This window comes from Streptococcus pluranimalium, from assembly GCF_002953735.1.
Lineage (GTDB): Bacteria > Bacillota > Bacilli > Lactobacillales > Streptococcaceae > Streptococcus > Streptococcus pluranimalium.
The window spans coordinates 1,563,617-1,589,477 of record NZ_CP025536.1 but is presented as its reverse complement, the minus strand read 5'-3'; the positions used below and the strand labels follow the sequence as shown (position 1 = coordinate 1,589,477).

Annotated in this window: 24 protein-coding genes, 1 other RNA gene and 1 pseudogene; 23 read left to right on the top strand and 3 right to left on the bottom strand. The window is 38.5% G+C overall.

Translation table 11 applies throughout. The features are described 5' to 3' along the window. The first annotated feature begins 6 nt into the window (after positions 1 to 6). From yhbY to C0J00_RS08035, 10 genes and pseudogenes are all read left to right on the top strand, one after another. Entirely contained in the window at positions 7 to 327 is a 321-nt protein-coding gene (yhbY, locus tag C0J00_RS08080; RefSeq protein ID WP_104968382.1) for a ribosome assembly RNA-binding protein YhbY, read from the top strand. A 35-nt stretch (positions 328 to 362) separates the two neighbouring features. Continuing rightward, positions 363 to 995: a nicotinate-nucleotide adenylyltransferase gene (locus C0J00_RS08075; RefSeq protein ID WP_104968381.1), complete on the top strand. Its 633-nt coding sequence runs from the start codon at positions 363 to 365 to the stop codon at positions 993 to 995. Continuing rightward, the gene (gene yqeK / locus C0J00_RS08070; protein ID WP_104968380.1) at positions 992 to 1,585 is read left to right on the top strand and encodes a bis(5'-nucleosyl)-tetraphosphatase (symmetrical) YqeK; all 594 of its coding nucleotides are present in this window, start codon (positions 992 to 994) and stop codon (positions 1,583 to 1,585) included. Before C0J00_RS08075 ends, yqeK begins: the two co-directional genes overlap by 4 nt. 2 nt (positions 1,586 to 1,587) lie before the next feature. After that, positions 1,588 to 2,103 carry a cysteine hydrolase family protein gene (locus tag C0J00_RS08065; RefSeq protein ID WP_104968379.1) on the top strand — a complete coding sequence of 172 codons (516 nt, stop codon included), beginning with the start codon at positions 1,588 to 1,590 and terminating at the stop codon, positions 2,101 to 2,103. After that, positions 2,103 to 2,456 (top strand): ribosome silencing factor, encoded by a 354-nt coding sequence (gene rsfS / locus C0J00_RS08060; RefSeq protein WP_104968378.1) that lies wholly within the window; start codon positions 2,103 to 2,105, stop codon positions 2,454 to 2,456. The genes C0J00_RS08065 and rsfS overlap by 1 nt, the downstream gene beginning before the upstream one ends. A gap of 194 nt (positions 2,457 to 2,650) precedes the next feature. Beyond that, positions 2,651 to 3,394, top strand: coding sequence for a class I SAM-dependent DNA methyltransferase (locus tag C0J00_RS08055; RefSeq protein ID WP_104968377.1), 744 nt, complete (start codon positions 2,651 to 2,653; stop codon positions 3,392 to 3,394). Positions 3,395 to 3,404: 10 nt separating this feature from the next. Continuing rightward, positions 3,405 to 4,505, top strand: a complete 1,101-nt coding sequence (locus C0J00_RS08050) for a nucleotidyltransferase (protein WP_104968868.1) — start codon at positions 3,405 to 3,407, stop codon at positions 4,503 to 4,505. 100 nt (positions 4,506 to 4,605) lie between these two features. Then, positions 4,606 to 5,322 (top strand): YebC/PmpR family DNA-binding transcriptional regulator, encoded by a 717-nt coding sequence (locus C0J00_RS08045; RefSeq protein ID WP_104968376.1) that lies wholly within the window; start codon positions 4,606 to 4,608, stop codon positions 5,320 to 5,322. Positions 5,323 to 5,461: 139 nt separating this feature from the next. Continuing rightward, positions 5,462 to 5,692, top strand: a pseudogene (locus tag C0J00_RS08040) (amino acid ABC transporter substrate-binding protein); the annotation flags it as partial. Between the two features lie 342 nt (positions 5,693 to 6,034). After that, on the top strand, positions 6,035 to 6,922 hold the full coding sequence (locus C0J00_RS08035) for a transporter substrate-binding domain-containing protein (protein WP_104968375.1): 888 nt from the start codon (positions 6,035 to 6,037) through the stop codon (positions 6,920 to 6,922). Between the two features lie 479 nt (positions 6,923 to 7,401). On the opposite strand, the gene pbp1a is transcribed toward C0J00_RS08035, so the two are convergent. Then, positions 7,402 to 9,621, bottom strand: a complete 2,220-nt coding sequence (gene pbp1a / locus C0J00_RS08030; RefSeq protein WP_104968374.1) for a penicillin-binding protein PBP1A — start codon at positions 9,619 to 9,621, stop codon at positions 7,402 to 7,404. Position 9,622: 1 nt separating this feature from the next. Beyond that, the gene (recU, locus tag C0J00_RS08025) at positions 9,623 to 10,222 is read right to left on the bottom strand and encodes a Holliday junction resolvase RecU (RefSeq protein ID WP_104968373.1); all 600 of its coding nucleotides are present in this window, start codon (positions 10,220 to 10,222) and stop codon (positions 9,623 to 9,625) included. 78 nt (positions 10,223 to 10,300) lie between these two features. Here recU and C0J00_RS08020 point away from each other — a divergent pair, with 78 nt between their 5' ends. The 5 genes from C0J00_RS08020 to C0J00_RS08000 all read left to right on the top strand — a co-directional run bounded on the left by C0J00_RS08020 (position 10,301) and on the right by C0J00_RS08000 (position 14,390). Continuing rightward, positions 10,301 to 10,819, top strand: coding sequence for a DUF1273 domain-containing protein (locus C0J00_RS08020; protein WP_104968372.1), 519 nt, complete (start codon positions 10,301 to 10,303; stop codon positions 10,817 to 10,819). A gap of 114 nt (positions 10,820 to 10,933) precedes the next feature. Then, on the top strand, positions 10,934 to 11,281 hold the full coding sequence (gene gpsB, locus C0J00_RS08015) for a cell division regulator GpsB (protein WP_104968371.1): 348 nt from the start codon (positions 10,934 to 10,936) through the stop codon (positions 11,279 to 11,281). Positions 11,282 to 11,295: 14 nt separating this feature from the next. Beyond that, an RNA gene (gene rnpB / locus C0J00_RS08010) (RNase P RNA component class B) lies at positions 11,296 to 11,665 on the top strand. Between the two features lie 68 nt (positions 11,666 to 11,733). Further along, positions 11,734 to 12,891, top strand: a complete 1,158-nt coding sequence (locus tag C0J00_RS08005) for a THUMP domain-containing class I SAM-dependent RNA methyltransferase (protein WP_104968370.1) — start codon at positions 11,734 to 11,736, stop codon at positions 12,889 to 12,891. Between the two features lie 11 nt (positions 12,892 to 12,902). After that, entirely contained in the window at positions 12,903 to 14,390 is a 1,488-nt protein-coding gene (locus C0J00_RS08000; RefSeq protein ID WP_104968369.1) for a cell division site-positioning protein MapZ family protein, read from the top strand. A gap of 28 nt (positions 14,391 to 14,418) precedes the next feature. On the opposite strand, the gene C0J00_RS07995 is transcribed toward C0J00_RS08000, so the two are convergent. Further along, complete coding sequence (locus C0J00_RS07995) at positions 14,419 to 14,901, bottom strand: S-ribosylhomocysteine lyase (protein WP_104968368.1); 483 nt, start codon at positions 14,899 to 14,901, stop codon at positions 14,419 to 14,421. 421 nt (positions 14,902 to 15,322) lie between these two features. Here C0J00_RS07995 and C0J00_RS07990 point away from each other — a divergent pair, with 421 nt between their 5' ends. The 8 genes from C0J00_RS07990 (at position 15,323) to pknB (ending at position 25,698) form a co-directional block, all read left to right on the top strand. Then, the gene (locus tag C0J00_RS07990; RefSeq protein ID WP_104968367.1) at positions 15,323 to 16,930 is read left to right on the top strand and encodes a ribonuclease Y; all 1,608 of its coding nucleotides are present in this window, start codon (positions 15,323 to 15,325) and stop codon (positions 16,928 to 16,930) included. Between the two features lie 123 nt (positions 16,931 to 17,053). After that, positions 17,054 to 17,680, top strand: a complete 627-nt coding sequence (gene gmk / locus C0J00_RS07985) for a guanylate kinase (RefSeq protein WP_104968366.1) — start codon at positions 17,054 to 17,056, stop codon at positions 17,678 to 17,680. A 25-nt stretch (positions 17,681 to 17,705) separates the two neighbouring features. After that, complete coding sequence (rpoZ, locus tag C0J00_RS07980; RefSeq protein ID WP_018381389.1) at positions 17,706 to 18,023, top strand: DNA-directed RNA polymerase subunit omega; 318 nt, start codon at positions 17,706 to 17,708, stop codon at positions 18,021 to 18,023. 87 nt (positions 18,024 to 18,110) lie between these two features. Beyond that, positions 18,111 to 20,501, top strand: coding sequence for a primosomal protein N' (locus tag C0J00_RS07975; protein WP_104968365.1), 2,391 nt, complete (start codon positions 18,111 to 18,113; stop codon positions 20,499 to 20,501). Positions 20,502 to 20,775: 274 nt separating this feature from the next. Next, entirely contained in the window at positions 20,776 to 21,717 is a 942-nt protein-coding gene (fmt, locus tag C0J00_RS07970) for a methionyl-tRNA formyltransferase (RefSeq protein WP_104968364.1), read from the top strand. Then, positions 21,707 to 23,029, top strand: coding sequence for a 16S rRNA (cytosine(967)-C(5))-methyltransferase RsmB (rsmB, locus tag C0J00_RS07965; RefSeq protein ID WP_104968363.1), 1,323 nt, complete (start codon positions 21,707 to 21,709; stop codon positions 23,027 to 23,029). Before fmt ends, rsmB begins: the two co-directional genes overlap by 11 nt. A gap of 48 nt (positions 23,030 to 23,077) precedes the next feature. After that, on the top strand, positions 23,078 to 23,815 hold the full coding sequence (locus C0J00_RS07960) for a Stp1/IreP family PP2C-type Ser/Thr phosphatase (protein WP_104968867.1): 738 nt from the start codon (positions 23,078 to 23,080) through the stop codon (positions 23,813 to 23,815). Then, positions 23,815 to 25,698 (top strand): Stk1 family PASTA domain-containing Ser/Thr kinase, encoded by a 1,884-nt coding sequence (gene pknB / locus C0J00_RS07955; RefSeq protein ID WP_104968362.1) that lies wholly within the window; start codon positions 23,815 to 23,817, stop codon positions 25,696 to 25,698. Before C0J00_RS07960 ends, pknB begins: the two co-directional genes overlap by 1 nt. The last annotated feature ends 163 nt before the right edge of the window (positions 25,699 to 25,861 follow it).

The following is a 25,861-nucleotide window of genomic DNA, read 5'->3' as shown; positions in this document are numbered from 1 at the left end:
GATTTTATGTCACTAACAAGTAAACAACGTGCCTTCTTAAAATCAGAGGCGCATTCCCTAAAACCTATTGTCCAAATTGGAAAAAATGGTTTAAATAACCAAATTAAAACCAGTGTTCGTAACGCTTTAGATGCGCGTGAATTGATTAAGGTAACCCTTCTTCAAAACACAGACGAAGACATTCATGATGTAGCTGAAACGCTCGAAGATGAAATTGGTTGCGATACCGTTCTTAAAATTGGTCGTATCCTAATCCTCTTTAAAGAATCAGCCAAAAAAGAAAATCGTAAGCTCTCACCAAAAGTGAAAGCCTTAAAAGCAAACTAGAGTAAGAAATCAAACGTATCGTGTAAGGAGTAGCTATGCCTATTGAGCTCTTAACTCCCTTTACCAAAGTGGAGCTAGAAGAAGAGAAAAAAGAAACTGACCGTAAACAGGTCGGTATTTTAGGGGGAAATTTTAACCCTGTTCATAACGCTCACTTGGTAGTCGCAGACCAGGTTCGCCAGCAATTAGGCTTGGATCAGGTTTACCTCATGCCTGAGTTTGAGCCACCTCACGTGGATCACAAAGAGACTATTGATGAGAAACACCGACTTAAAATGTTGGAGTTGGCTATTCAAGATGTGCAAGGCTTGGATATTGAGACCATTGAGCTTGAACGTAAAGGCATTTCCTATACCTATGAAACTATGAAGCTCCTTACAGAGAAGAATCCCGACGTGGATTATTACTTTATCATTGGTGCCGATATGGTTGACTACCTACCCAAGTGGCATAAGATTGATGAGCTTATCCAAATGGTTCAGTTTGTTGGTGTTCAACGCCCCAAATACAAGGCAGGAACCTCTTATCCGGTTATCTGGGTTGACGTTCCGCTCATGGACATTTCTTCAAGCATGATACGTGATTTCATAAAGAAAGATCGCCAGCCTAACTACCTCCTTCCAAAACCAGTCTTGGATTATATCGAAGCAGAAGGACTTTACCGATGAGTTACCAATCCTACACAGCTTATCATAGAGACCAACTCTTGGAAAAACTGCAGTCAGCGATGAGTGCCAAACGATTCACACACGTTCTAGGCGTCGAGCAGGCAGCTATAGAGCTAGCCCGTTTAAACAATTACGATCAAGTCAAAGCAGGCTTAGCAGGGCTACTACACGATTATGCCAAAGAAAGTTCAGACCAAGAATTTTTAGACTTGATTGATAAATACCAGCTTGATCCTGATTTAAAAAACTGGAATAACAATGTCTGGCATGGTGTGGTTGGTAGATATAAAATCCAAGAAGAACTTGGTTTAACTGATCCAGAGATTCTACGTGCCATTGAAATTCATACCATTGGTGCTGCTGACATGACAACTTTGGATAAGATTGTTTATGTGGCAGATTACATTGAACATAACCGTGATTTCCCCTTGGTTGCTAAAGCACGAGAGATTGCACAGCAAAATCTCGATCAAGCAGTGGCTTATGAAACCATTAACACCGTAGCCTTTCTAGCTCAAAAAGCACAGCCCATTTACCCAAAAACCATCGAAACTTACAATAGTTTTGTCAAGTACATGAAGGAAGATTAAGGATGAAGCAAGCTTTATTGATGATTGATGTCCAGAATGCTTTGGTTGAAGCAAATCCTTATCAAATCACGGAAAGGATTGCTATTTGGAAGCGTGCAATAAGCTGGGCTAGAGAATCTGGAATAGAGGTTATTTTTATCCAACATCAGGATGATGACATTATAGAAGGTTCTCACGGTTGGCAGATTTATTCAGAACTTGCACCTAAGCAAGCGGAAAAAAAGATTTCAAAGTCTTATAATAGTGCTTTTAAAAATACTGGATTGAAAGCTTACTTAGATGAACAGGGGATAGAGTCGCTAATTATAGCAGGAATGCAAACAGAATATTGTGTGGATACTACCATAAAAGTAGCTTTTGAATACGGATATACTATGTTTGTCATTGAAAATGGTACAACAACTTTTGAGGCAGAAGACATAGAAGCAACAACATTGATTGAGCATTACGAAAATATATGGGCAGATCGTTTTGCCGAAGTTGATTTTTTAGAAGAATTAATAAAAGAGGAAAAATAGTGAACAAAACAGAATTACTTGAATTAGTTGTCAAAGCAGCTGATGAAAAACGTGGGGAAGATATTCTTGCCCTTGATTTAGCAGGATTGACTAGTGTGACGGATTATTTCGTCATTGTTAGCTCAACCAATAGCCGTCAATTAGAGGCGATTGCAGATAACATTCGTGAAAAAGTCAAAGAAGCTGGTGGAGACCCTAGTCATATTGAAGGCGACAGCAAGACAGGTTGGGTTCTTCTTGACCTCAACGATGTCGTTGTACATATCTTCTCAGAAGATGAACGTTTCCATTACAATCTTGAAAAACTCTGGCATGAAGCTCCGGAAGTAGATGTCGCAGCATATCTTGCATAATATTTAGACCTTGCTTTCAGGCAAGGTTTTTGAGAATTGACAGAAAGGAAGGCGGTCACGGAGGTTCTCATTTGAACACACGCTAAAGACGAAGACAGTGTAAAAAAGATAGATTGGCTTGTATCCAAAACCACTGTGTACTGTGTTAATCTCCTATTTTTACTGTGTCTTTGCCTACGGCCGCACGTTGTATCATGAACAAAAATTACGAAAAATTTGCATCAGTATACGATGCTATCATGGATGACTCTCTTTATGACTTGTGGACGGACTTTTCGCTCCGTCATTTACCAAAATCAAACCATCGCAAAAAATTACTAGAATTAGCCTGTGGAACTGGAATTCAATCTGTTCGTTTCTCGCAAGCAGGATTTGATGTAACTGGTTTAGACTTGAGTCAAGAAATGTTAGATATTGCCCAAAAGCGAGCTGAATCAGCCAAGCAAAAGATTGCTTTCCAACAAGGCAATATGCTGGATTTATCAAGAGCTGGTAAATTCGATTTTGTGACCTGTTATTCAGATTCTATCTGTTATATGCAGGACGAGGTTGAAGTTGGAGATGTCTTCAAGCAAGTTTATGACAGTTTAGAAGAAGACGGTGTTTTTATTTTTGATGTGCACTCAACCTATCAAATTGATGAGATTTTCCCGGGTTACTCTTATCACGAAAATGCGGAAGACTTTGCCATGGTTTGGGATTCTTTTGAAGATGAAGCGCCACACTCAGTCGTACATGAGTTAACCTTCTTTATCCAAGATGAGGATGGCCGTTTCACTCGCTTTGACGAAGTCCATGACGAACGCACTTACGAAGTCTTAACCTATGACATTCTACTTGAACAAGCTGGCTTCAAATCCTTCAAACTCTATGCCGATTTTGAAGATAAAGAGCCAACTGAGACAAGTAAGAGATGGTTTTTTGTGGCGCAAAAATAACGAGGTTTTTATGACAATCACCGGTATCATCGCTGAATTTAATCCATTCCATAATGGACATAAATACCTCTTAGAGCAAGCAGAAGGGCTCAAAATTGTTGCAATGTCTGGTAATTTTATGCAGCGTGGGGAGCCTGCCTTTGTTGATAAGTGGACCAGGGCGCAGATGGCCTTGGAAAATGGTGCGGACCTCGTGGTGGAGCTTCCTTTTCTCGTTTCCGTCCAGTCTGCCGACTATTTCGCTGACGGTGCGGTTGCCATTCTTGCAAAGTTGGGTATTAATCAGCTGACCTTTGGAACGGAAGAAATGATTGATTATAATCAGATGGCTGAGACTTATGCGACCAAGCAAGCTGCCATGAAGGATTACCTGGCTAGTCTGCCAGATCACCTATCTTATCCTCAAAAAAGTCAAGACATGTGGGAGCACTTTACAGGGATTTCTTTTTCTGGCAATACGCCAAATCACATCTTGGGATTGGCTTATGCTAAGGCATGTGCAGTTAGAAAGATCAAATTACAGCCTATTAAGCGCCTAGGCGCTGGTTTCCACTCAGAAAGCAAATCCGAGACGATTGCTTCAGCAACTGCTATTCGCCTGCACAGAAATGACCCTGCTTTTGTGGAAAAGTCCGTGCCTAACTATGACTTATTACAGGCTTGTCCACAAGTGTCTTGGGATAACTATTTTCCCTTGTTAAAATACCAGGTTCTCACGCATTCTGATTTGACCAAAGTCTTTCAAGTGAATGACGAATTGGCTAGTCGGATACAATCAGTTATCCAATCAGCTTCCTCGCTTGAAGATCTTGTGGCTAAAGTTGCTACTAAACGGTTTACGAAAGCCAGGGTTAGACGGGTGTTGACCTACATTTTAGTCAATGCTGTGGAAAAACCAATTCCTGAAGCTGTTCGACTGTTAGGATTTTCCCAAAAAGGGCAAGAACATTTAAAAGGTGTGAAAAAGTCTGTGGAAATTATCAGCCGCATCGGTAAGGTTCCTTGGGATGAAACGAGTCAACGGGCTGATACTATTTATCGATTGGGACATCCAGATATCATTGAGCAGAATTTAGGGCGTATCCCTTTGGGGATTGAACCAGATGAGTGACTAGGATGATATTTTACGAAATCCCGCCAAAGTGCTATAATAGTAAAGTCATTGGTCCTTAGTATAGGCCAAAATCATATAAATTTAAGAGGTGAATCCCATGGGACGTAAGTGGGCAAATATTGTTGCAAAGAAAACGGCTAAAGACGGCGCAACGTCTAAAGTTTACGCTAAATTTGGTGTCGAAATCTACGTTGCTGCTAAACAAGGTGATCCAGATCCAGAAACAAACTCAGCTTTGAAATTTGTTATCGATCGTGCCAAACAAGCTCAAGTACCAAAACACGTTATTGATAAAGCCATTGATAAGGCTAAAGGTAATACAGATGAGACGTTTGTAGAAGGTCGTTATGAAGGTTTTGGACCAAATGGTTCAATGATTATTGTCGATACCTTGACGTCAAACGTTAACCGTACAGCGGCTAATGTTCGTACAGCTTACGGTAAAAATGGGGGCAACATGGGTGCAGCAGGTTCTGTATCCTATATGTTTGATAAAAAAGGTGTTATTGTCTTCACTGGCGATGATGCTGATGCTATCTTTGAGCAATTGCTTGAAGCAGATGTCGAAGTAGACGATGTCGAAGAGCACGAAGGAACTATCACTGTCTACACAGCACCAACAGATCTTCACAATGGTCTGGAAGCTCTTCGCCAATCAGGTATTGAAGAATTCCAAGTGACTGAACTTGAAATGATTCCACAATCCGAAGTGACGCTTGAGGGAGAAGACTTAGAAACCTTTGAAAAGCTAGTTGATGCGCTGGAAGATGATGATGACGTCCAAAAAGTTTACCACAACGTGGCAGATTTCTAATAAAGAAGAGAGGCTCAAGCCTCTTTTTTGTTAGAAAGATTTATGATAACTTACCATAAAAAATAGGATTAGTCATCGTCCAGAGTCTTTGGTATCATATCAACTAAGTTGTTAGTGACTATTAGAATGGAGATAAGGTATGAAGAAAAATATTATTTTAGGATTAGTTGTTGTAGGAAGTTTACTTGTAGCACCTTTTGCTCATGACAAGGAGAAGGAAGTGGTTGTGGCTACTGCAGGAGATATCCGCCTCTTTTCTTTTAAAAAGACGACTTGGGAAAGTATTTTTGTTGGTTTAGACAGTGGTCATTATCAAGTTGCGGCAAATAACCTTAGTTATACTAAGGAACGTGCCGATAAATACCTTTTTAGGCGGTAACTACCTTACTTCTCGCAACTCCTAGTACTAAAAAAATAGGAGAGTAGGACGAAAATCAGTAACTCGAACAATTGGATTTCCTATCACTTGTTCATTTCTAACTTTGGGCTAGAACAGCCATCTGACGTGGAGCAATTACGCTTGAAGGTGGAACAGCAATAAAGTACCGCAGCTGGATAAGAAAAGCGGGTGTATAAAAGTATTTTTCTGATGTCCCATTATTGGTGGACAGTACATCCCAGAGTCTTTTCGTTAATGAGATATGACAAAATATTGTTAAAAATTCGATAGCGTGCTAAAATATGAATAACCTTTAAAATAGAAGTAGGCAGAATGAAATTAAAAAAAGTCATGGGTTTATATCTTGGATTTACTATCATAGCACTGCTAGGATTTTTACTGATAGAATGTTGGAAACCTCAGCGTAGAACGGTGACCTTGGCAACTGTCGGTACAACAAAACCATTCTCATATATAAAAGATGAGGCACTAACAGGTTATGAAATTGAGTTAGCAAGAGAAATTTTTAAAGATTCTAACACTTATCAGCTAAAAATTCGTAAAACAGAGTGGTCTTCTATTTTTGCTGGAATTAAAGAAAATAACTATCAAATGGGAGCTAGCTCAATTGCCAGGACGGATGAGCGTCAAAATTATTTTTTATATTCTTATGCAACTGCACATAATAGTACTGTTTTGATAGTTAATAAAAACAGTGGTATCAAGCAATTTAAAGATCTTACCAATAAGAGAACAAGGGTTATTCATGGAACGACAACGGCTAATTTTTGGGAAAAATATAATGAGGAGAATCCTCAAACTCCTGTTCAATTAGAGTATACTAATGAGAGTCTTACTAGTATGTTCGATAGTCTCAATCGTGGGGACTATGATTTTAAACTATTTGATCAATTAGCAACCAACCATTTAATCAAAGATAACCGCTTTAGTAATCTCCAGCAAGTTACTGTCGGTCTCCCTAAATTTGATCATACCCCTGTACACTATATTTTTTCTAGAGAAGAAAAGGAGCTTCATCGCTTTGTTAATCAACGCTTACTAACTCTCTATAGAGACGGTACAATGGCGAAATTATCGAGGCGCTACTTGGTGGAAGATAATCACTTAGACCATCTTAAATTGTCCTTACCACATGCTACAAAGGGGAAAAGTAGCAAAATAGTATCTGATCCAGATGATTTTATATTGAAGGTAAATTAGGAAATATTGCGATTAAGTCATAAGGTACTCATCTTAGTCCAAATATATTGTTCAGAGATTAGGTCTGATAATTTGGGACTTAATTCTATTTATTCCTAATTTTGTTATTACTTTAACCAGTGAAGGTAAGTATCTTGCCTTTTCTGTTATAACAAATAGAATCGGAGCAGCAAGGTAGACTTTAGATATTATGTTAAAAACTGAATAATATAAACTGGCTTAGAATCAAAGTTTCTTGATAAGTTTATTCTAAGCCAGTTTTTGTTTTTTAAAAGTTTTAAGCTGAATCTTTGTCTCTTTGTCAAAATGTTATATGATATTAGTGAATGGGAGAACTATCTCACGATAGCCTCGCTTTTATCAATTTTTTCTATAAAAGTTATCAAGGAAAAGCCCTTACTAGTGAGATGAACACTAGTAAGGGCTTTTCCTTATTTTCATGTAATTTATATTGTTATCACATGCGGTACTATAAGCGATTAGTCGTCCTTATCTTGGTTTCCAGGATTTCCACCTTGATTTGGATTTGATTGGTTATCTGTTTGAGGGCTATCTTCCTTATCGGTGTTTCCGTTCTGAGATTCAGAAGCAGGATTAGCCGTAGCATCAGAGGAAGAAGGGATAGAACTGCTATTAGAGCTGTTTTCGTTAAGGTAGTTACCATTAGTGGTTCCAAAAGTATTATTGGTACCGTAAGTATTGTAGTTGTAGTTACCTAGGTTAGTGTTTCCAGTATAGCCACTGAGGTAAACGTAACTACCACTTCTATAAAGACCGTCAGGCATAATCCAATCTTCGCTGTATCCCCCTGTAATGTAGGACATCATTGTTCGATAGATATCTGTCGCTGTGTCAAGCATTCCACCGTATAAAGGTGTCAAACGATTTCTATAACCAGTCCATACTGCCATAGAATATTTGCTAGTGTAGCCGACGAAAGTTTCATCAGGGGCCATAGTACCGACAACGCTGTTGTAGATACCAGTTTCAGCTTCTATCTTAGCTAATTCATCATCAGCATAGTTTGAAGTTCCAGTTTTACCTGCTTGATATAGGCCACTAATAGCGGCATTGGTCCCTATACCATAAGAGAGTACAGACTTCATCATATCAGTCATCATATAAGCGGTGGTAGCCTTCATTGCACGTTTGCCAGGTGCAGCATAATCTTCTTTCGTACCATCGTTAAACTCAATACGATTGATATACATAGGCTCATAGTAGGTACCACCGTTTGCAAAGCTTGCATAGGCAGCAGCCATTTTTTCACTGCTTGCGCCGTATTTTTGACTATTACTGCTTGTATTACTTGAGATAGCATTAGAATAATGCAATTCAGGATAATTAATCCCTAGACCTTTGAGGAAGTTTTGAGCGTTTTTCAAGCCAACTGCTTCAAGTGCTCTGATAGCAGGAATATTACGAGACTCCTGGATAGCACGTTGAATAGTCATATTACCGTAGTACTTACGGTCCCAGTTATAGACTTGTTGGTCCGTTCCAGGCCATGTGTAGTAACTATCTTGAATATTTGCAGAAGTAGCTGAGTAGATGTCGTTTTCAAGAGCAGGTGCGTAATCGGTAATTGGTTTCATTGTTGACCCCCAATCGCGATCGGTAAGAACTGCCTGATTGGTTCCGAGGGAAACATTTTCTTGTTTACGACCACCCAATTGTGCAACAACGTTACCGTTTGTAACATCCATCACAGTTGAGGCTACCTGGAATTTATCATCAGGATAGTACACATAGGTATCAGTGTTATAAATATCCCATAAGAATTTTTGGAAGTCAGAATTAACGTTGGTGTAGACTTTTAAGCCAGCTGTATAGACGTCTTTTCCAGTTTTCTCTTTAACTTGATTGATAACTTCTTTAAGATAGTTATCGAAGTAAGGCTCATAGCTAGCCTCTTTTTTAAGTTCGTTTAAACCATCATTAATAGGTGTTGCGATAGCAGTGTCATACTGTTCTTTAGTAATTTTTTTCAATTCATACATCTCTGATAGAACAGTGTCTCGACGGTGTTTAGCTGTTTCGGGATTAGTATAAGGATCGTATTGGCTAGGAGCTTGGGGGATTCCAGCTAATAGAGCTACTTGAGCAATGGACAAGTCTTTTAAATCTTTTCCAAAGTATGACTTGGCAGCTGTTAACATCCCATAGTTACCATTCCCCATATATACTTTATTGATATAGAATGTTAGGATTTCTTCTTTTGTATACTCTTTTTCCATTTTATAGGCTAACCAGCCCTCTTGCGCTTTACGCTTTAGGTTTTGGTCAGACTTGTTGGTAGAAAAGTAGGCTAACTTGATAAGTTGCTGATCGAGAGTTGAGCCACCCTGTGTCGTGTTACTTGTTAAGTTGTTCCAAGCTGCTCCTAGGATACGGTAAATATCAATACCACGATGTTCAAAAAAACGATGGTCTTCAATAGAAGTGATAGCATTGACCAAATCAAGTGGAATGTTATCAGCTGTTACGTTTTCACGCTTTTCAGCTCCTAAGTCAGCGATGAGATTATTTTCGCTATCAAAAATAAGACTAGAAGTTGTTGATTTTAACTTAGCTTCAGATAATTTGGGTGCTGTACTAGCATAAAAAGTAAAGAGGAGACCACCAATAACGACTCCTAAAATAGCTAGTCCAGCCATTGCTAAAAGGATATATTTGGCGATTTTTGAAATGTAATTCATTTTATATTCCACCTAAAAAATGTTGTTCAATAATATCAAGATATGGAACTTGAGGAAAGCTTGCTAAGGTTATAGCAAAACCGTGTTGTTGAATAAAAGTCAAAGGCATGGACCTCTTACCACTCTCAACTTGATAAAAATCTATCAAGTGTTGAGCTGGCAAATAGTAAGTTTGTTTTAAGGTTGAAAAATGCATTAAAACAAAGCAAATACCTTTCTGATCAATGACGCGTTTCATATGATCAATTTGATGATCGTGAAAATTTTTCAAAGGCATAGCCGTTTTCTGCCGGGTTTCTTTAGCTTCAAAGTCAATGTAATGACCATTATAAACACCAGAATAATCCGTTGTTGATGCCTGTCTAAAATAAGCTTCGACAATCTTTGCCCGACTCCTTTTAGGATAATCAACTTTAACAATTTGTATAGGTGTCGGTTTTTTGTGGATAACCGCAATACCATGGGCTAGATAGTAGTCATTGGTAGCATTGATAGCCGACTCAAAAGACATCCCTCGATTGGCAAAGTTGATTGTAGACTCCTTTTTTAAAGGAGAGACTTGTCGTGTTTTTTTAGCAATCCCATGAGGATAATTAACCATATTTCTCCTAAAGTATTTCAAATAATGGTAAGATAAACACGTACCATTATATCATATTTTTGAGAGGACAACAAAATTATGACCACTCTTTTAGTGTCTGGTTATCGCAGCTTTGATTTAGGAATTTTTAAGGAAAATGATGAACGTATTTTAATCATTAAAAAAGCTATCAGGAGAGACTTAGAACGATTCTGTTCAGAAGGATTGGAATGGCTTGTTTTTACAGGCAATTTAGGCTTTGAATTTTGGGTGTTAGAAGTTGCTAATGAGATGAAAGACGATTATAATTTAAAGCTAGCAACAATATTCTGTTTTGCCAATCAAGGAGAAGATTGGAACGAAGCTAATCAAACTAAACTAGCTACTTTTAAACAAGTTGATTTTGTAAAATATAGTTTTGAGGCTTATGAAAATCCCGGACAATTGAAGCAATATCATCAATTTTTAATTGCGAATACAGACCAAGCCTATTTATTTTATGATGCTGACAATGAAACAAATTTGAAATACCTGTACAATATGATACTGGAATCCGATTATAAAGTCACTCAATTACGGTTTGATGACTTAAATGACATTGCTATGGAAAATGAGTAACAAATAGCTTGATGATAGAGGGAAATGCTTGCTTTTTAATTCTATTTTCTGTATGATATTTTATGATTAAATGATTATCGTATCAATAGAATGACGAGTGTTGGAGACAAGAGAATGACCAGTATTATCAATACCCCTAAAAAAATCTTTGAAAAAGAATTTAAAAAAGTAATGCGAGGCTATGATCAGCGAGAAGTTGATGAGTTTTTAGATGATGTTATTAAAGACTATGAAGCCTATGCGAGCATGATCGAAGATCTTCAAGCAGAAAACGAACAATTGAAGGCACGTCTGAAAAAAGTTACAGCTCAGCCACAAGCAAGTAGAGCTGGTGTCAACTTTGGTCAGAGAACTTCAGATAGTATTCAACAGTTATCAGAAAGTCCTGTGACTAACTTTGATATTTTGAAGCGTATTAGTCGTTTGGAAAAAGAAGTTTTTGGTAAACAAATTACGGAATAATATATTCCTGTGTGATTTTCGGATAATCGCGTAGTATTTTGATACTATGAGGAAAGTCCATGCTAGCACTGGCTGTGATGCCGGTAGTGTTTGTGCTAGGCGAAAAAATAAGCCTAGGGACGTATGATGATACGTTACGGCAGGTAAAATGGCTAAGTCCTTGATATGCCAAAGTAACCTTGAAAGTGCCACAGTGACGAAGTTTCTAGGGAAACCTAGAAAGTGGAACGCGGTAAACCCCTCAAGCTAGCAACCCAAACTTTGGTCGGGGCATGAGATAGCTGGAAGACGAACAGAACTATCTTGACTGCAACAGCAGTAGACAGATGATTATCGAGGAAGTTGGTTCCTAGTCAACTTCTGAACAAAACATGGCTTATAGAAAATTACATAATAGGTTTAGCTAGCTTAGGCTAGCTTTTATTTAACAGTAAAAAGTGAAAGAAGTACTAATGAAAGAAAGATTTGAATTAATCGCCACAGCAGCAGCTGGACTTGAAGCGGTCGTAGGACGTGAAATCAGAGACTTGGGGATTGAGTGCCAAGTTGAAAATGGTAAAGTCCGTTTTCAAGGTGACGTTAAAACTATTATCAAGACAAATTTATGGCTCCGTGCGGCTGACCGTATCAAAATTGTTGTTGGAAAATTTCCAGCTAAAACCTTTGAAGAGTTATTCCAAGGTGTCTTTTCTCTAGATTGGGATAATTATTTGCCTTTAGGATCGACCTTCCCCATTTCGAAGGCAAAGTGTGTTAAATCAAAGTTGCATAATGAACCAAGTGTTCAAGCGATTACTAAAAAAGCAGTTGTTAAAAAACTGCAAAAGATTTACCATCGCCCAGAAGGTGTTCCTTTGATGGAAAATGGACCTGAATATAAAATTGAAGTTTCGATCTTGAAAGACGTGGCAACGATTATGATTGATACGACAGGTTCTAGCCTTTTCAAACGTGGTTATCGTGTTGAAAAAGGTGGTGCTCCGATTAAAGAAAATATGGCAGCAGCTATCCTTATGCTCAGTAATTGGTACCCAGATAAGCCTTTGATAGACCCGACCTGTGGATCAGGAACATTTTGCATAGAAGCTGCGATGATTGGTATGAATATCGCGCCAGGCTTTAATAGAACATTTGCTTTTGAAAGCTGGTCCTGGGTATCTAAGGATTTGGTCCAAGAGATGAGAGATGAGGCAGAATCAGAAGCTAATTATGATATTGAACTGGACATTTCAGGTTTTGATATTGATGGCCGAATGGTTGAAATCGCTAAAAAGAATGCAGAAGAGGTTGGACTTGCAGATGTTATCAAATTGAAACAAATGCGTCTTCAAGACCTAAAAACCGATAAAATCAACGGTGTTATCATTTCTAATCCACCTTATGGTGAGCGACTCCTTGATGACAAAGCTATCGACATCTTGTATAATGAAATGGGTCAAACCTTTGCACCACTAAAGACATGGAGCAAATTTATTTTGACCAGTGATGAAGCTTTTGAAACCAAATACGGTAGTCAGGCTGATAAAAAACGAAAATTATATAATGGTACTTTGAAAGTTGATTTGTATCAATATTTTGGCCAACGTGTTAAACGTCAAGAGGCTAATTAGAGAGGACTTGTATGAGTAAAGAAAATGACAACTTAGACTTTGACAAAGCAAAAGATTTAACCATTGGTGAGGCTGTCAGAAAAGATGCTGAGATTAAAGCTGGTGTAACAGACGAAGACAGCATCTTAGATAAATACATTAAGCAACATCGTGAAGAAGTAGCTTCTCAAAAATTTGAAACTAGAGAAGTTAATTTGGAAGAGTTGGATACGGCCACTTTGGATGACTTTATCAAAAAGCAACGAGAAGAAGTTGAAAATGGAGCGGTGGCATCAGAAGCTGCTATAACGGATGTAACTACTAGTACAGATACTACAGCAGCAACCGTTGTGGCGCAAAATTCAAATAATGCTAAGACTGACGAACAAGAGGGGATTACTTTGTCGGAGGAAGCTGAAGATGATTCTATTTTGAGAAATTCGAGTGATTTGGATGATAAGCCGTTCTATAAGAGGAAATTACCTATCTTCTTAGGTTTATTAGCACTCCTTTTAGCCATTTTTGGAACGGTCTTTGCTGTGAATCACTTCAATAAAAAAGAGACAAGTCCAAGTTCTTCAAAGGCATCAAGCAGCAACCATAAACCTTTGGATTCATCTGGGAAAAATGCATCAGCACAGGCTATTAAAGATAATGAAGCCTTTAGCAAGATGTATGATGGTTTCTTCATTGATGACAAGGCGCTTAAACTTAAAAATAGTGAATTTGGAAAACTTCCTGAGTTAGAAGCAGCCCTTAAAAAATTAGAAGGTACAAAATTCTATGACGCTGCCAAGGAAAAATATGATAACTTAAAAGAGCAAATTGATGGTATTCAGGCTGTCAATGCGAAGTTTGACAAAGATGTTATTGTTGATGGAGAATTAGTCGATTCGGCGAAACCTAAGGCAGATGCTAACTTTGATGACTTATCAGTTGAAACGTTAAACACAGGAAATGCTACGTTAGATAATCTCTTACAAAAAGCAGTTAAAAAAGGTCGAGATGAATTGAAAGGTATTAAAGACAGCAGTTCTTCAGAAGCAGAAGCTAGTCGCCAATCAAGTATTGCAGCTAGTGAAAGTGCTTCAAAAGCAGCTGAAGAAGCTGCGGCTGCTTCTCAAACGGAAAGTCAAAATGCTAACCCAGCTCCGGCTAGTCAGTCAGTAGCCCCAGCTCCGACTGCACCAACGACATCTTCTTATGGAATCTCGAATTATGATAGTAGTAGTCTTCAGAGACATCTTAGTCGTGTTCCTTATAATAACACAGCTATCGCAGATTCTGGAAATGCTGCATGGAACTTTGCTCCTGGTATTTTAGAAACGGTTGTTGGAAAAGCTCAGGCGCGTGGAAATATTTCAGGGAATAACTATATCCTTGAGCGTGTTAATATTATTAATGGCAATGGTTACTACAATATGTTTAAACCTGATGGAACTTATTTGTTCTCAATCAATGCTAAAACTGGTTACTTTGTTGGTAATAAGCCTGGTAACGCTGATGCTTTAGATTATTAAAAAAAGAGGATTTTTCCTCTTTTTTGTTTTAGACGATATGACGTGTGAAGGGATCATCTGAAATTCCTTTTTCTAGAATTAGTTTTGCCCATTCTTTGGCAGAAAATAAACTATGATCCTTATAATTTCCACATGATTCAATAGTTGTGCCTGGCACATCTTCCCATGAGGTGACATTCGCAATTTCTTGAAGGGAAGATTTGATGACACTAGCAATTTCTGTTGCGTCTTGTTTTCCCCACATAATCATGTGGAATCCAGTACGACATCCAAAAGGAGAACAGTCGATGAGTCCATCAATACGCTCACGGATAAGCTTGGCTAGTAGATGTTCAATAGTATGTAAGCCAGCAGTTGGAATGGAATCTTCATTCGGTTGAACAAGTCGAATATCAAAGTTAGTAATGATATCCCCAATAGGACCGGATTCTTCAGAGATAAGACGTACGTAAGGTGCCTTAACGATAGTATGATCTAATTCAAAACTTTCAACAATAACTTCTTTTGACATAAGCGCCTCCATTTTTTTCTAAGATTATCATACCATAAATACTAAGAGAGAGCCGTTAATGAAGCATTCTAGTTTGCGTTAGCACAAGATTTTAGTGTGGTTTCATAAGTTATCTGAAGATCACTTATGACAAAAATAGCGGCTATTCCTTCTGTAAATCTGAGAATAAGGGTAAAGACTTATCATCGAGCTGTGCGAATGCTTACTGAGAGATTTTTGCGATGAAGGCTATTAATCTTCTCTTACTTTTCTTAGTTCAGAAATCTTGCTAGTCTTAAACAGTTTACTCATCTTAAAGCAATGATTATGGCAATAAGATGGTTAAATCCTTCTAATTTTTCATTGTATAAAGTCTTAAAATATGATAGACTTAAAAGTGGTTTTGACTAGATTGAAACCTTAGAATTTTGAGGTAAATAAGATGTTGCAAGTTATTATAACATTGATTTTTGCCCTCATTGGTTTAGCTGTTGGTTACGCTATCATGACGATGAAGATGAAGTCTTCAACAGAAGCAGCGGAATTGACATTATTGAATGCTGAACAGGATGCTGTTAATTTGCGAGGGAAAGCAGAAATGGAAGCTCAAGCCATTCGTCAAGCAGCTGAAAGAGAAAGCATTGCTCATCAAAAAGAACTTCTCCTAGAAGCAAAAGAAGAAGCTAGAAAATATCGAGAAGAAGTTGATCAGGAATTTAAAGCTGATAAACAAGAGCTGAAAGAAAGAGAAAATCGTTTAACAGAACGAGCTTATTCACTTGACCGCAAGGATGAGAATTTAGCTACAAAAGAAAAAACACTCGAATCTAAAGAGCAAAGCCTTTTTGATAAATCTAAACATATCGATGAACGTGAAAATCAAATCAGTAAATTAGAAGATGAGAAACGTGAAGAGTTGGAGCGTGTAGGACATATGACTATCGCTGAAGCACGTGAAGTCATTTTGATGGAAACAGAATCTAAGTTAACGCAAGAAATTGCAACTAAGATTCGCGAATCGGAACAAGAAATCAAAGATAAGTCTGATAAAATGGCAAAAGACTTGTTGTCGCAAGCGATGCAGCGTATGGCTGGTGAGTACGTTACTGAACAAACCATTACAACAGTTCACTTGCCAGATGATAGTATGAAGGGACGCATTATTGGGCGTGAAGGACGTAATATCCGCACACTCGAAAGTCTAACAGGGATTGATATCATTATTGATGACACACCTGAAGTGGTTGTTCTCTCTGGCTTTGATCCAATCCGTCGTGAAATTGCTCGCATGACTTTGGAAGCTTTGATTTCAGATGGTCGTATTCATCCTGCTCGTATCGAAGAGCTGGTTGAAAAGAATCGTCAAGAATTAGATAATCGTATCCGTGAATATGGTGAAGAGGCTGCCTATGAAATTGGCGCTCCTAATCTTCATCCAGATCTTATCAAGATTATGGGACGATTGCAGTTTAGAACATCCTTTGGACAAAATGTCCTTCGCCACTCTGTTGAAGTTGGTAAGCTAGCTGGTATCATGGCAGGTGAATTGGGTGAAAATGTTTCACTTGCTCGTCGTGCAGGCTTCTTGCATGATATGGGTAAGGCTATTGACCGAGAAGTAGAAGGTAGTCACGTTGAGATTGGAACTGAGTTTGCTCGTAAATATAAAGAAAACCCAGTTGTTGTCAATACTATTGCCAGCCATCACGGTGATGTAGAGCCAGATAGTGTGATTGCAGTCCTAGTTGCTGCGGCAGATGCCCTTAGTTCAGCTCGACCAGGTGCTCGTAATGAGTCAATGGAGAACTACATCAAACGTTTACGTGACTTAGAAGAGATTGCTTCAAGCTTTGATGGTGTTCAAAATAGTTTCGCTCTTCAAGCTGGTCGTGAAATTCGTATTATGGTTCATCCTAAGAAGCTAAGCGATGATCAGGTGACGATTTTGTCGCATAAAGTAAGAGAAAAAATTGAAAATAATTTGGATTATCCAGGTAATATCAAGGTTACGGTTATCCGTGAGTTCCGTGCTATTGATTACGCCAAATAGTATAAAAGAGAGGGAAAACCTCTCTTTTTCGTATGGCTGACCAATTGGAAAAGCTGTTCAATTAACTTGAAATATCTTACCTATTTGGTATAATAGATAGAAAATACTTCTAAGGAGAACATGATGTCTGAACGTGGTTTGTTAATTGTCTTTTCAGGACCATCAGGTGTTGGAAAAGGAACAGTTAGACAAGAGATTTTTTCGACACCAGATCACAAATTTGAATACTCAGTGTCAATGACGACACGTCCTCAAAGACCCGGCGAAGTTGATGGTGTTGATTATTTCTTTAGAACCCGTGAAGAGTTTGAAGAACTTATTCGTCAAGGGCAAATGTTAGAGTATGCGGAGTATGTTGGTAACTATTACGGGACACCACTAACCTATGTTAATGAAACTTTAGATAAGGGAATTGATGTTTTTCTTGAAATTGAAGTTCAAGGAGCTATTCAAGTCAAACAAAAAGTGCCAGATGGCGTCTTTATTTTCTTAACACCTCCAGATTTGGAAGAATTGGAAGGTCGTTTAGTTGGTCGTGGAACAGATAGTCAAGAAGTCATTGCTCGCCGTATTGATCGTGCTCGCGAAGAGATTGCCTTGATGCGAGAGTATGATTATGCCGTTGTTAACGATGAAGTGCCACTCGCTGCGGAACGGGTTAAGCGTATCATAGAAGCAGAACATTTCCGTGTAGAACGTGTCATTGGTCGCTATGATAAGATGATTGCGAAAACAAGTGCAAGTAAATAGGATTTAGAAAAGAGATAAAACGCTTATGATGTTAAAACCTTCGATTGATAAATTATTGGATAAAGTGCCTTCAAAATACTCTTTGGTTATTTTACAAGCTAAACGTGCCCATGAATTAGAAGCTGGTGCCAAAGCAACTAAAGAATTCAAATCTGAAAAATCAACACTTCGTGCTTTGGAAGAGATTGAAGCTGGCTATGTAACCATCCATCCAGATCCAGTCGCAAAACGTGAATCTGTTCGTCGAAAAGCAGAAGTGGAGCGTCTTGCTAAAGAAGAGGAAGAACGCAAAATTAAAGAACAAATCGCAAAAGAAGAACAAGAAGAGGGACAAAAAGTCTAAGGTTGATTGCAATCTTAGCTTTTTTCAATTTTCAGAGGAATACTAACAATCCGATTATTCACTATCGCTTAGTTCAAAAGGAGACCTATGCAAGCTCAAATTATTGTTGATGTGCCCTTGATGCAAACGGATAAACCGTTCACCTATTCAGTGCCAGAAATGTTTGAAGAGCTAATACAAGTTGGCTCAAGAGTCCATGTGCCTTTTGGAAAAGGTAATAGACTTTTGCAAGGTTTTGTCGTTTCGCTAGAAAACAATGCTGATCCTCAAGAGTTAAAATCTATTGCAGACTTGCTAGATTTGGAACCTGTTTTGAATCCAGAACAATTACGGTTAGCAGATGTTATGCGAAAGGCTGTCTTTTCTTATAAAATCACATTGCTTAAAAGCATGATTCCCAGCCTTCTCAACTCGCAATATGATAAGCGTCTTCAGCCAAGTGAGGAATTATCACATCGTGATAAAGAAACTATTTTTGGAAGATGTGAGAGTCTTTCTTATTCAGATATTCCAGAAAACAAACGAAAACAGGTTAATCGTCTCATTGCAGCTAAACGTATACGAGTGGATTACCTAGCTCGTGATAAAAAGAAGGTCAAGACTGAAAAATTCTTAGATTTGGATAAGTCGGTTTTGGCTGACTTGGACATTTCTAAACGAGCCAAAAAGCGTCAGGAAGCTAAAGCTTGGTTATTAGCACAAGACGATTCTTTTTCTATAAAAGCTAGTGACCTTAATAAACAATATTCAAGAGATGTGGTCAATTATTTCATTCAAAAAGGTGCTCTCATCGAACGTCAAGAAGTAGTGCAGCGATCAGCAGCTTATTTTGAGTCGGTTGAAAGCAGTCATTTTCTTGCCTTAAATGACCAGCAAGCTCAGGCTGTTGATGCTATTTCACAAGCTATCGGTCAAGAAGATACAAAGCCTTTTCTCCTAGAAGGGATTACAGGTTCTGGGAAAACGGAAGTTTATTTGCATGTGATTGATCGTGTTTTAAAAATGGGAAAGACAGCTATTGTTCTTGTTCCCGAAATCTCCTTGACTCCACAGATGACCAATCGCTTTATTTCTCGATTTGGTGAGCAAGTGGCTATCATGCATTCGGGACTTTCTGATGGTGAGAAATTTGATGAATGGCGAAAAATAAAATCCGGGCAAGCCAAGGTTGTGGTTGGAGCAAGGTCAGCTATTTTTGTACCACTTGATCATATCGGTGCTATTATTATCGATGAAGAGCATGAAGCTACCTATAAACAGGAATCTAATCCTCGTTACCACGCCAGAGATGTGGCGCTATTAAGATCTAAAACTCACAGAGCAGCCTTAGTGCTAGGTTCAGCAACGCCTGCTATTGAAACGAGGGCTCGAGCAAGTAAAGGTGTCTATCACTTTTTAGAACTTACTGAGAGAGCTAATCCTAATGCCAGAATTCCTAAGGTTGACGTTGTTGATTTCAGAGATTATATTGGTCAACAGGAAACCAGCAATTTTACACCTGCATTAATTGAAAAAATCCAAGAAAAGCTAGATAAACAAGAGCAAGTTGTTCTTATGCTCAACCGACGCGGTTATTCTAGTTTTGTTATGTGCCGTGAGTGTGGTTACGTAGATGAATGCCCTAATTGTGATATTTCTTTGACTCTTCATATGGATACCAAAACTATGAAGTGCCATTATTGTGATTTTCAAAAGGTTATTCCTCGGGAATGCCCGTCCTGTCAGAGTAAGAGCATTCGTTACTACGGTACAGGGACTCAGAAGGCCTTTGATGAATTACAAGAACTCTTGCCAAAAGCCAGGATCCTACGAATGGATGTGGACACGACTCGTCGCAAGGGAGCCCACGAAAACCTTCTTAAAGCCTTTGGGAATCATGAAGCTGATATCCTCTTGGGGACACAGATGATTGCAAAGGGCTTGGATTTTCCGAATGTCACTTTGGTTGGGGTATTAAATGCTGACACTTCACTTAACCTACCGGATTTTAGGGCAAGTGAGCGAACTTTTCAGCTCTTAACGCAGGTAGCTGGGCGGGCTGGCAGAGCTGATAAAGCAGGCGAAGTTTTAGTGCAGACTTATAATCCTGATCATTATGCTATCCGTTTTGCTCAGAAACAAGATTTTGAAGGTTTTTATGCCTATGAAATGAAGATTCGTCAGAAGATGGGCTATCCACCCTACTATTACACAGTGGGTATTACTTTATCTCACCAGGAGGAACAAGAAGCCGTTCGTAAAGCTTACGATGTTTTCAAAGGTTTAAAAGGTCATCTGTCAGACAATGTCAGGTTCTTAGGACCAACACCTAAACCGATCGCTAGAACCCATAATACATTTCATTATCAGATTATCATCAAGTATCGCTTTGAGGAACAACTAGAAACAGCACTAAATGCTCTTTTAGAATGGACCCAAAAACCAGAAAATAAGCAACTTCGTGTGACTATTGATAATGAACCGCAAAATATGATGTGAGAGATTACAGAACTTGTTTATGTGAAAGATATTCAAATAGTCCTTCAAGTTAGAAATGTTTATGTAGGTGACAACAGACGTATGGTTTTTTTACGAAGTCCTGTAAGCAATGTTAGCCTACCATGCGTCGTCTTAAAAATTGATCATTCAAAAAATAGATTTGATAGCCCATTTTCTTAATGATGATTGAAGAACAGAGGCTACTGCCTAATCTCATTTTTATTGGATTTATGGTAAAATAAGTAGGATTATCAGAAAGTAGAAGTGAAACAATATGACAAAATCAAAATTAATTTTCATGGGAACCCCTGATTTAGCAGCAACTGTTTTAAAAGGAATCATCGCTGATGGTTCATATGACATTTTAGCTGTTGTCACTCAGCCTGACCGTGCTGTTGGTCGTAAAAAAGAAATTAAAATGACTCCGGTAAAAGAAGTTGCTTTAGAACATAACCTTCCAGTTTATCAGCCAGAAAAGTTATCTGGCAGTCAAGAGATGTCAGATATTATGGCTCTTGGTGCAGATGGTATTGTGACAGCGGCTTTTGGACAATTTTTACCAGGAAAACTTCTAGACTCGGTTGATTTTGCTGTTAACGTTCATGGGTCTTTGTTACCTAAGTACCGTGGTGGAGCTCCTATTCAATACGCTATTATCAATGGTGATAAGGAAGCAGGGATTACCATCATGGAAATGGTTCGTCAAATGGATGCGGGGGATATGATTGCTAAGGCTGCCATTCCTATCACTGATGAGGATAATTTGGGAACCATGTTTGAAAAATTAGCCATTCTTGGACGTGATCTGCTCTTGAAGACCTTGCCAGACTATATCGCTGGTAATATTGAACCAGAACCACAAGATGAGACTCAGGTTACTTTCTCACCGAATATTTCATCTGAGGAAGAGCGCATTGATTGGACCAAATCTAATCAAGAGATTTTCAATCTTATCCGTGGTTTAAATCCATGGCCTATTGCTCATACTCTTTGGAATGGTAAACGTTTCAAGATTTATGAAGTTGAACGCGTTGATGGACAAGGACAGCCGGGTTACATTATTGAAAAGACCAAAAAAACTCTTGTTGTGGCAACAGGTAACGGTGCTCTCTCCCTCAAACGTGTCCAACCTTTTGGAAAACCACAGATGGCTATTTCAGATTTTCTCAATGGTCTTGGACGTGATTTAGAAGTTGGTGATAGCTTTGGCGAATGATTGGAAAAAAATGGCGCGTGGAGGCGCCTTAATTGCCCTAGAGAAAGTCTTTCACGAAGAAGCTTATTCAAATATTGCTCTCAATAGCTTACTTAATAATCGTCACTATGATGATAGAGACAAGGGATTGATTACGGAGATTGTCTATGGGACTGTTGCACGTAAAATCACCCTAGAATGGTATTTGGCGCATTTTATCGAAGATAGAGATAAATTGGATCCTTGGGTTTATGACTTGCTCATGCTTAGTGCTTATCAGCTGATTTATCTGGATAAGTTACCTGCTCATGCGGTCGTTAATGATGCGGTTGCTATCGCTAAAAATCGTGGTAACAATAGAGGAGCTGAGAAATTAATCAATGCTGTTCTTCGTAAAGTAACCTCAGTTGATTTACCAAATATTGACACTATTAAGCGTGTTAATAAACGTTATTCTATTAAATATTCCCTTCCAGTCTGGTTAGTAAAAAAACTCATCAAACAATATGGTCAAGAGCGAGCAGAAAAAATCTTTGCCAGTCTCTTTGAGCGGAATAAGGCGAGTATCCGTGTGACAGAACCTCATCGACTTGAAGAATTCAAGGAAAATTTCCAGGCAGATTATTCGTCCTTATCACCAGTTGGCTTGACCAAATCATCAGGACATTTTGCTTCAAGCCTTGCTTTTCAAAATGGTGCTATTACTATTCAAGATGAGACCAGTCAATTAGTAGCTCCGACCCTTGATATTAAAGGTCCAGAATTGATTTTAGATGCCTGCGCTGCTCCTGGTGGCAAGACAGTACACATGGCTTCTTATTTATCGTCTGGGAAAATTACTGCGCTAGATTTATATGATCATAAATTGGCACTGATTCAAGAAAATGCAAAAAGACTTGGACTAGCTGATAAGATTGAAACCAAACAATTGGATGCTAGAGAAGTTGCAAAGGCCTTTCCAGTAGAAAGTTTTGATAAAATTTTAGTTGACGCACCTTGTTCAGGGATTGGTCTCATCCGTCGAAAACCAGATATTAAATACAATAAGGATAGTCTGGATTTTGTTAGTTTGCAGGCAGTTCAATTAGAGATTCTGTCTAGTGTTTGTCAAACCTTGCGTAAAGGTGGTATAATGACCTATAGTACTTGCACTATTTTCAGAGAAGAAAACCAAGAAGTTATTAAGGCTTTTTTGGCTAGTCATCCTGATTTTGAGCAAGTAGCTTTAGATCACGATAAGAAAGATATTATAGTGGATGGCTGTTTGTTAATTACGCCGGAACAATATCATACCGATGGTTTCTTTATTGCAAAATTGCGTAAAAAAGCCTAGTGACTTAGTAGGAGGAAAGCTGGCATTCGTCAGAAAGGCATATAGATGATAGAAATTTCACTTTTAACTGATATTGGAAGGAAACGTTCCAATAATCAAGATTTTGTAAATCAATACAAAAATCAGAGCGATGTGACACTTGTCGTTTTAGCTGACGGCATGGGTGGGCATCGCGCTGGAAATATTGCTAGTGAGATGGCTGTTACAGATCTAGGTAGTCAATGGGCAGATACCGATTATACTGATCTTGAGCAAATCCGCGACTGGATGTTAGTAGCAATTGAAGCAGAGAATCAAAAGATTCATGCATTAGGTGCTACAGAAGAGTTCAGTGGAATGGGAACAACAATTGAAGTTTTAGCTTTTGTTCAAGATGTTGTGTTATATGCTCATGTTGGTGATTCTCGCATAGCCTTAATTCGTGATGGAGAGTATACACAATTAACAAGTGATCACTCTTTGGTTAACGAATTGGTAAAAGCTGGTCAACTAACAGAAGAAGAAGCAGCAGTCCATCCACAAAAGAATATTATTACTCAATCTATCGGACAGGCTAGCCCACTAGACATCGATCTTGGAATCCAACCTCTTCAATCAGGTGATTTTATCTTAGTTAATAGTGATGGTTTATCCAACATGGTAAATCGTCAAGATAAATTAGAGATTATCTTATCAGATAAGATGCTTCAAGAGAAGGTAGAAAACTTGGTCGAGGCGGCAAATGAAGCAGGTGGTCTTGATAACATTACCGTTGTCTTGGTTGCTTATAACGAGGAGGATGCTTAATGATCCAAATCGGCAAATTATTTGCTGGGCGTTATCGTATTTTAAAATCTATCGGTCGCGGTGGCATGGCTGATGTTTATTTGGCACATGATTTGATTTTGGATAATGAAGAAGTAGCGATTAAGGTGCTTCGAACCAATTATCAAACAGATCAAATTGCAGTCGCGCGTTTCCAGAGAGAAGCGCGTGCGATGGCTGAATTAAATCATCCTAACATTGTAGCTATCAGAGATATCGGCGAAGAAGATGGACAACAATTCCTTGCCATGGAATACGTTAATGGTTCAGATTTAAAGAAGTATATTCAAGATCATGCACCTCTTTCTAATACTGAGACAGTTCGTATCATGAGTGAGGTGTTATCAGCTATGCAGCTGGCTCATCAAAAAGGAATTGTTCATCGTGACTTGAAACCACAGAATGTTCTTTTGACAAAAGACGGAGTAGCTAAGGTAACTGATTTTGGGATTGCTGTAGCCTTTGCAGAGACAAGTTTGACACAGACAAATTCGATGTTAGGAAGTGTTCATTACTTGTCACCAGAGCAAGCACGAGGCTCTAAAGCAACGATACAAAGTGATATTTATGCTATGGGTATCATGTTGTTTGAAATGTTGACTTGTCATATCCCATTTGATGGTGATAGTGCTGTTACGATTGCATTGCAACACTTTCAAAAACCTTTGCCATCGATTATTTTTGAAAATCGAAATGTTCCACAAGCTTTGGAGAATGTTGTTATCAAAGCAACTGCTAAAAAGCTCGGAGATCGCTATGTATCAACGACAGATATGTATCAAGATTTAGGGACATCCCTAGATTCGCGCCGTGCTAGAGAATCAAAGTTAGTTTTTCAAGATACAACAGATACTAAGACATTACCTAAAATTGAGCCTTCACCTGTTAAAGAGGCACCTAAAGCAGCAGTTGCTTCGGATAGTGTTGAAGTGCCTAAAGAAAAGGAAGCTTCTAAAAAAGACGCCTCTACACCGCCGTCATCTAAAAAGTCTAAGAAACCTTTTTGGCAACGTCTATTCCGATTTTTCATTTTGGCCCTCGTTTTATTACTAGCCGGTTTTGCATTCTTCTTTATGTCAAGTAGCAATGATAGTGCAACAGTTCCTGATGTCTCAGGGCAAACAATCCAAGAAGCTCAAGCCACTCTAGAAGAGGCTGGTTTGACTGTAGGAGCTGTTTCTCGTAAAGAAAGTGACAGTGTTGAGGAAGGAAAGGTCATTTCAACAACACCGAAATCAGGAACCACTCAAAAAGAGGGAAGCGAAGTTGATTTACTAGTTTCAAAAGGTTCTAAACGCTTTGTTATGACAGATTATACCGGGATGTCATATAGGGATGCTGTTAGTGATTTGACGGAAAATTATGGTTTGTCTAAAAATCAAATTGTCAAAAAAGAAGTTACAAATAATCAGTATGAACCGGGAGAAATTGTTAGTCAGACTCCAGAAGCTGGCGAAGATTTTAACCCTTCAGGTAATGATAAGATTATTTTTGAAGTAGCAACAGCTTCAACAGTAACAATACCAACTTTGGTTGGTTACAGTTATGCAGATGCCAAGAATGCTTTATTAGACCTAGGATTTAAAGCTTCTCAGATTCAGACAGATTCAGATCAACCGTCGTCATCGGCAACGGTTTATGCACAATACCCATATGCAGGGACGTCTGTTGAACTCTCATCTGGAGAAACGGTAACATTATATCTAACAACTCCTGAACCATCATCGACGCAACCGTCATCATCTTCTGAGGAGATAGATACGGATAGTAGTAATCAGACCTCTTCATCAAGTAGTTCTTCTAGTTCCAACCATTCAACGGAAGCAACAGGTGATGCAAACAGCCAACCAGAAACTACTGACTAATAAGGTCATTATTCTTCAGTAATTTAGTAACAAATCAATATGATGATTCAAATCAGGTATTTCTAGTATTTCATATTAGAAATACTTTTTTTGTAAGTCTTTAGGCTGATGCTCTACTTCGAAACTTGTGGTAAACTTATTTGTAGTGATAAAAGTGAGGTTT

Bases quoted from the DNA above. Each gene is read 5' to 3' on its own strand.
- yhbY (WP_104968382.1), top strand. From the start codon at position 7: ATGTCACTAACAAGTAAACAACGTGCCTTCTTAAAATCAGAGGCGCAT.
- C0J00_RS08075 (WP_104968381.1), top strand. From the start codon at position 363: ATGCCTATTGAGCTCTTAACTCCCTTTACCAAAGTGGAGCTAGAAGAA.
- yqeK (WP_104968380.1), top strand. From the start codon at position 992: ATGAGTTACCAATCCTACACAGCTTATCATAGAGACCAACTCTTGGAA.
- C0J00_RS08065 (WP_104968379.1), top strand. From the start codon at position 1,588: ATGAAGCAAGCTTTATTGATGATTGATGTCCAGAATGCTTTGGTTGAA.
- C0J00_RS08055 (WP_104968377.1), top strand. From the start codon at position 2,651: ATGAACAAAAATTACGAAAAATTTGCATCAGTATACGATGCTATCATG.
- C0J00_RS08050 (WP_104968868.1), top strand. From the start codon at position 3,405: ATGACAATCACCGGTATCATCGCTGAATTTAATCCATTCCATAATGGA.
- C0J00_RS08045 (WP_104968376.1), top strand. From the start codon at position 4,606: ATGGGACGTAAGTGGGCAAATATTGTTGCAAAGAAAACGGCTAAAGAC.
- C0J00_RS08035 (WP_104968375.1), top strand. From the start codon at position 6,035: ATGAAATTAAAAAAAGTCATGGGTTTATATCTTGGATTTACTATCATA.
- pbp1a (WP_104968374.1), bottom strand. From the start codon at position 9,621: ATGAATTACATTTCAAAAATCGCCAAATATATCCTTTTAGCAATGGCT.
- recU (WP_104968373.1), bottom strand. From the start codon at position 10,222: ATGGTTAATTATCCTCATGGGATTGCTAAAAAAACACGACAAGTCTCT.
- C0J00_RS08020 (WP_104968372.1), top strand. From the start codon at position 10,301: ATGACCACTCTTTTAGTGTCTGGTTATCGCAGCTTTGATTTAGGAATT.
- gpsB (WP_104968371.1), top strand. From the start codon at position 10,934: ATGACCAGTATTATCAATACCCCTAAAAAAATCTTTGAAAAAGAATTT.
- C0J00_RS08005 (WP_104968370.1), top strand. From the start codon at position 11,734: ATGAAAGAAAGATTTGAATTAATCGCCACAGCAGCAGCTGGACTTGAA.
- C0J00_RS08000 (WP_104968369.1), top strand. From the start codon at position 12,903: ATGAGTAAAGAAAATGACAACTTAGACTTTGACAAAGCAAAAGATTTA.
- C0J00_RS07995 (WP_104968368.1), bottom strand. From the start codon at position 14,901: ATGTCAAAAGAAGTTATTGTTGAAAGTTTTGAATTAGATCATACTATC.
- C0J00_RS07990 (WP_104968367.1), top strand. From the start codon at position 15,323: ATGTTGCAAGTTATTATAACATTGATTTTTGCCCTCATTGGTTTAGCT.
- gmk (WP_104968366.1), top strand. From the start codon at position 17,054: ATGTCTGAACGTGGTTTGTTAATTGTCTTTTCAGGACCATCAGGTGTT.
- rpoZ (WP_018381389.1), top strand. From the start codon at position 17,706: ATGATGTTAAAACCTTCGATTGATAAATTATTGGATAAAGTGCCTTCA.
- C0J00_RS07975 (WP_104968365.1), top strand. From the start codon at position 18,111: ATGCAAGCTCAAATTATTGTTGATGTGCCCTTGATGCAAACGGATAAA.
- fmt (WP_104968364.1), top strand. From the start codon at position 20,776: ATGACAAAATCAAAATTAATTTTCATGGGAACCCCTGATTTAGCAGCA.
- pknB (WP_104968362.1), top strand. From the start codon at position 23,815: ATGATCCAAATCGGCAAATTATTTGCTGGGCGTTATCGTATTTTAAAA.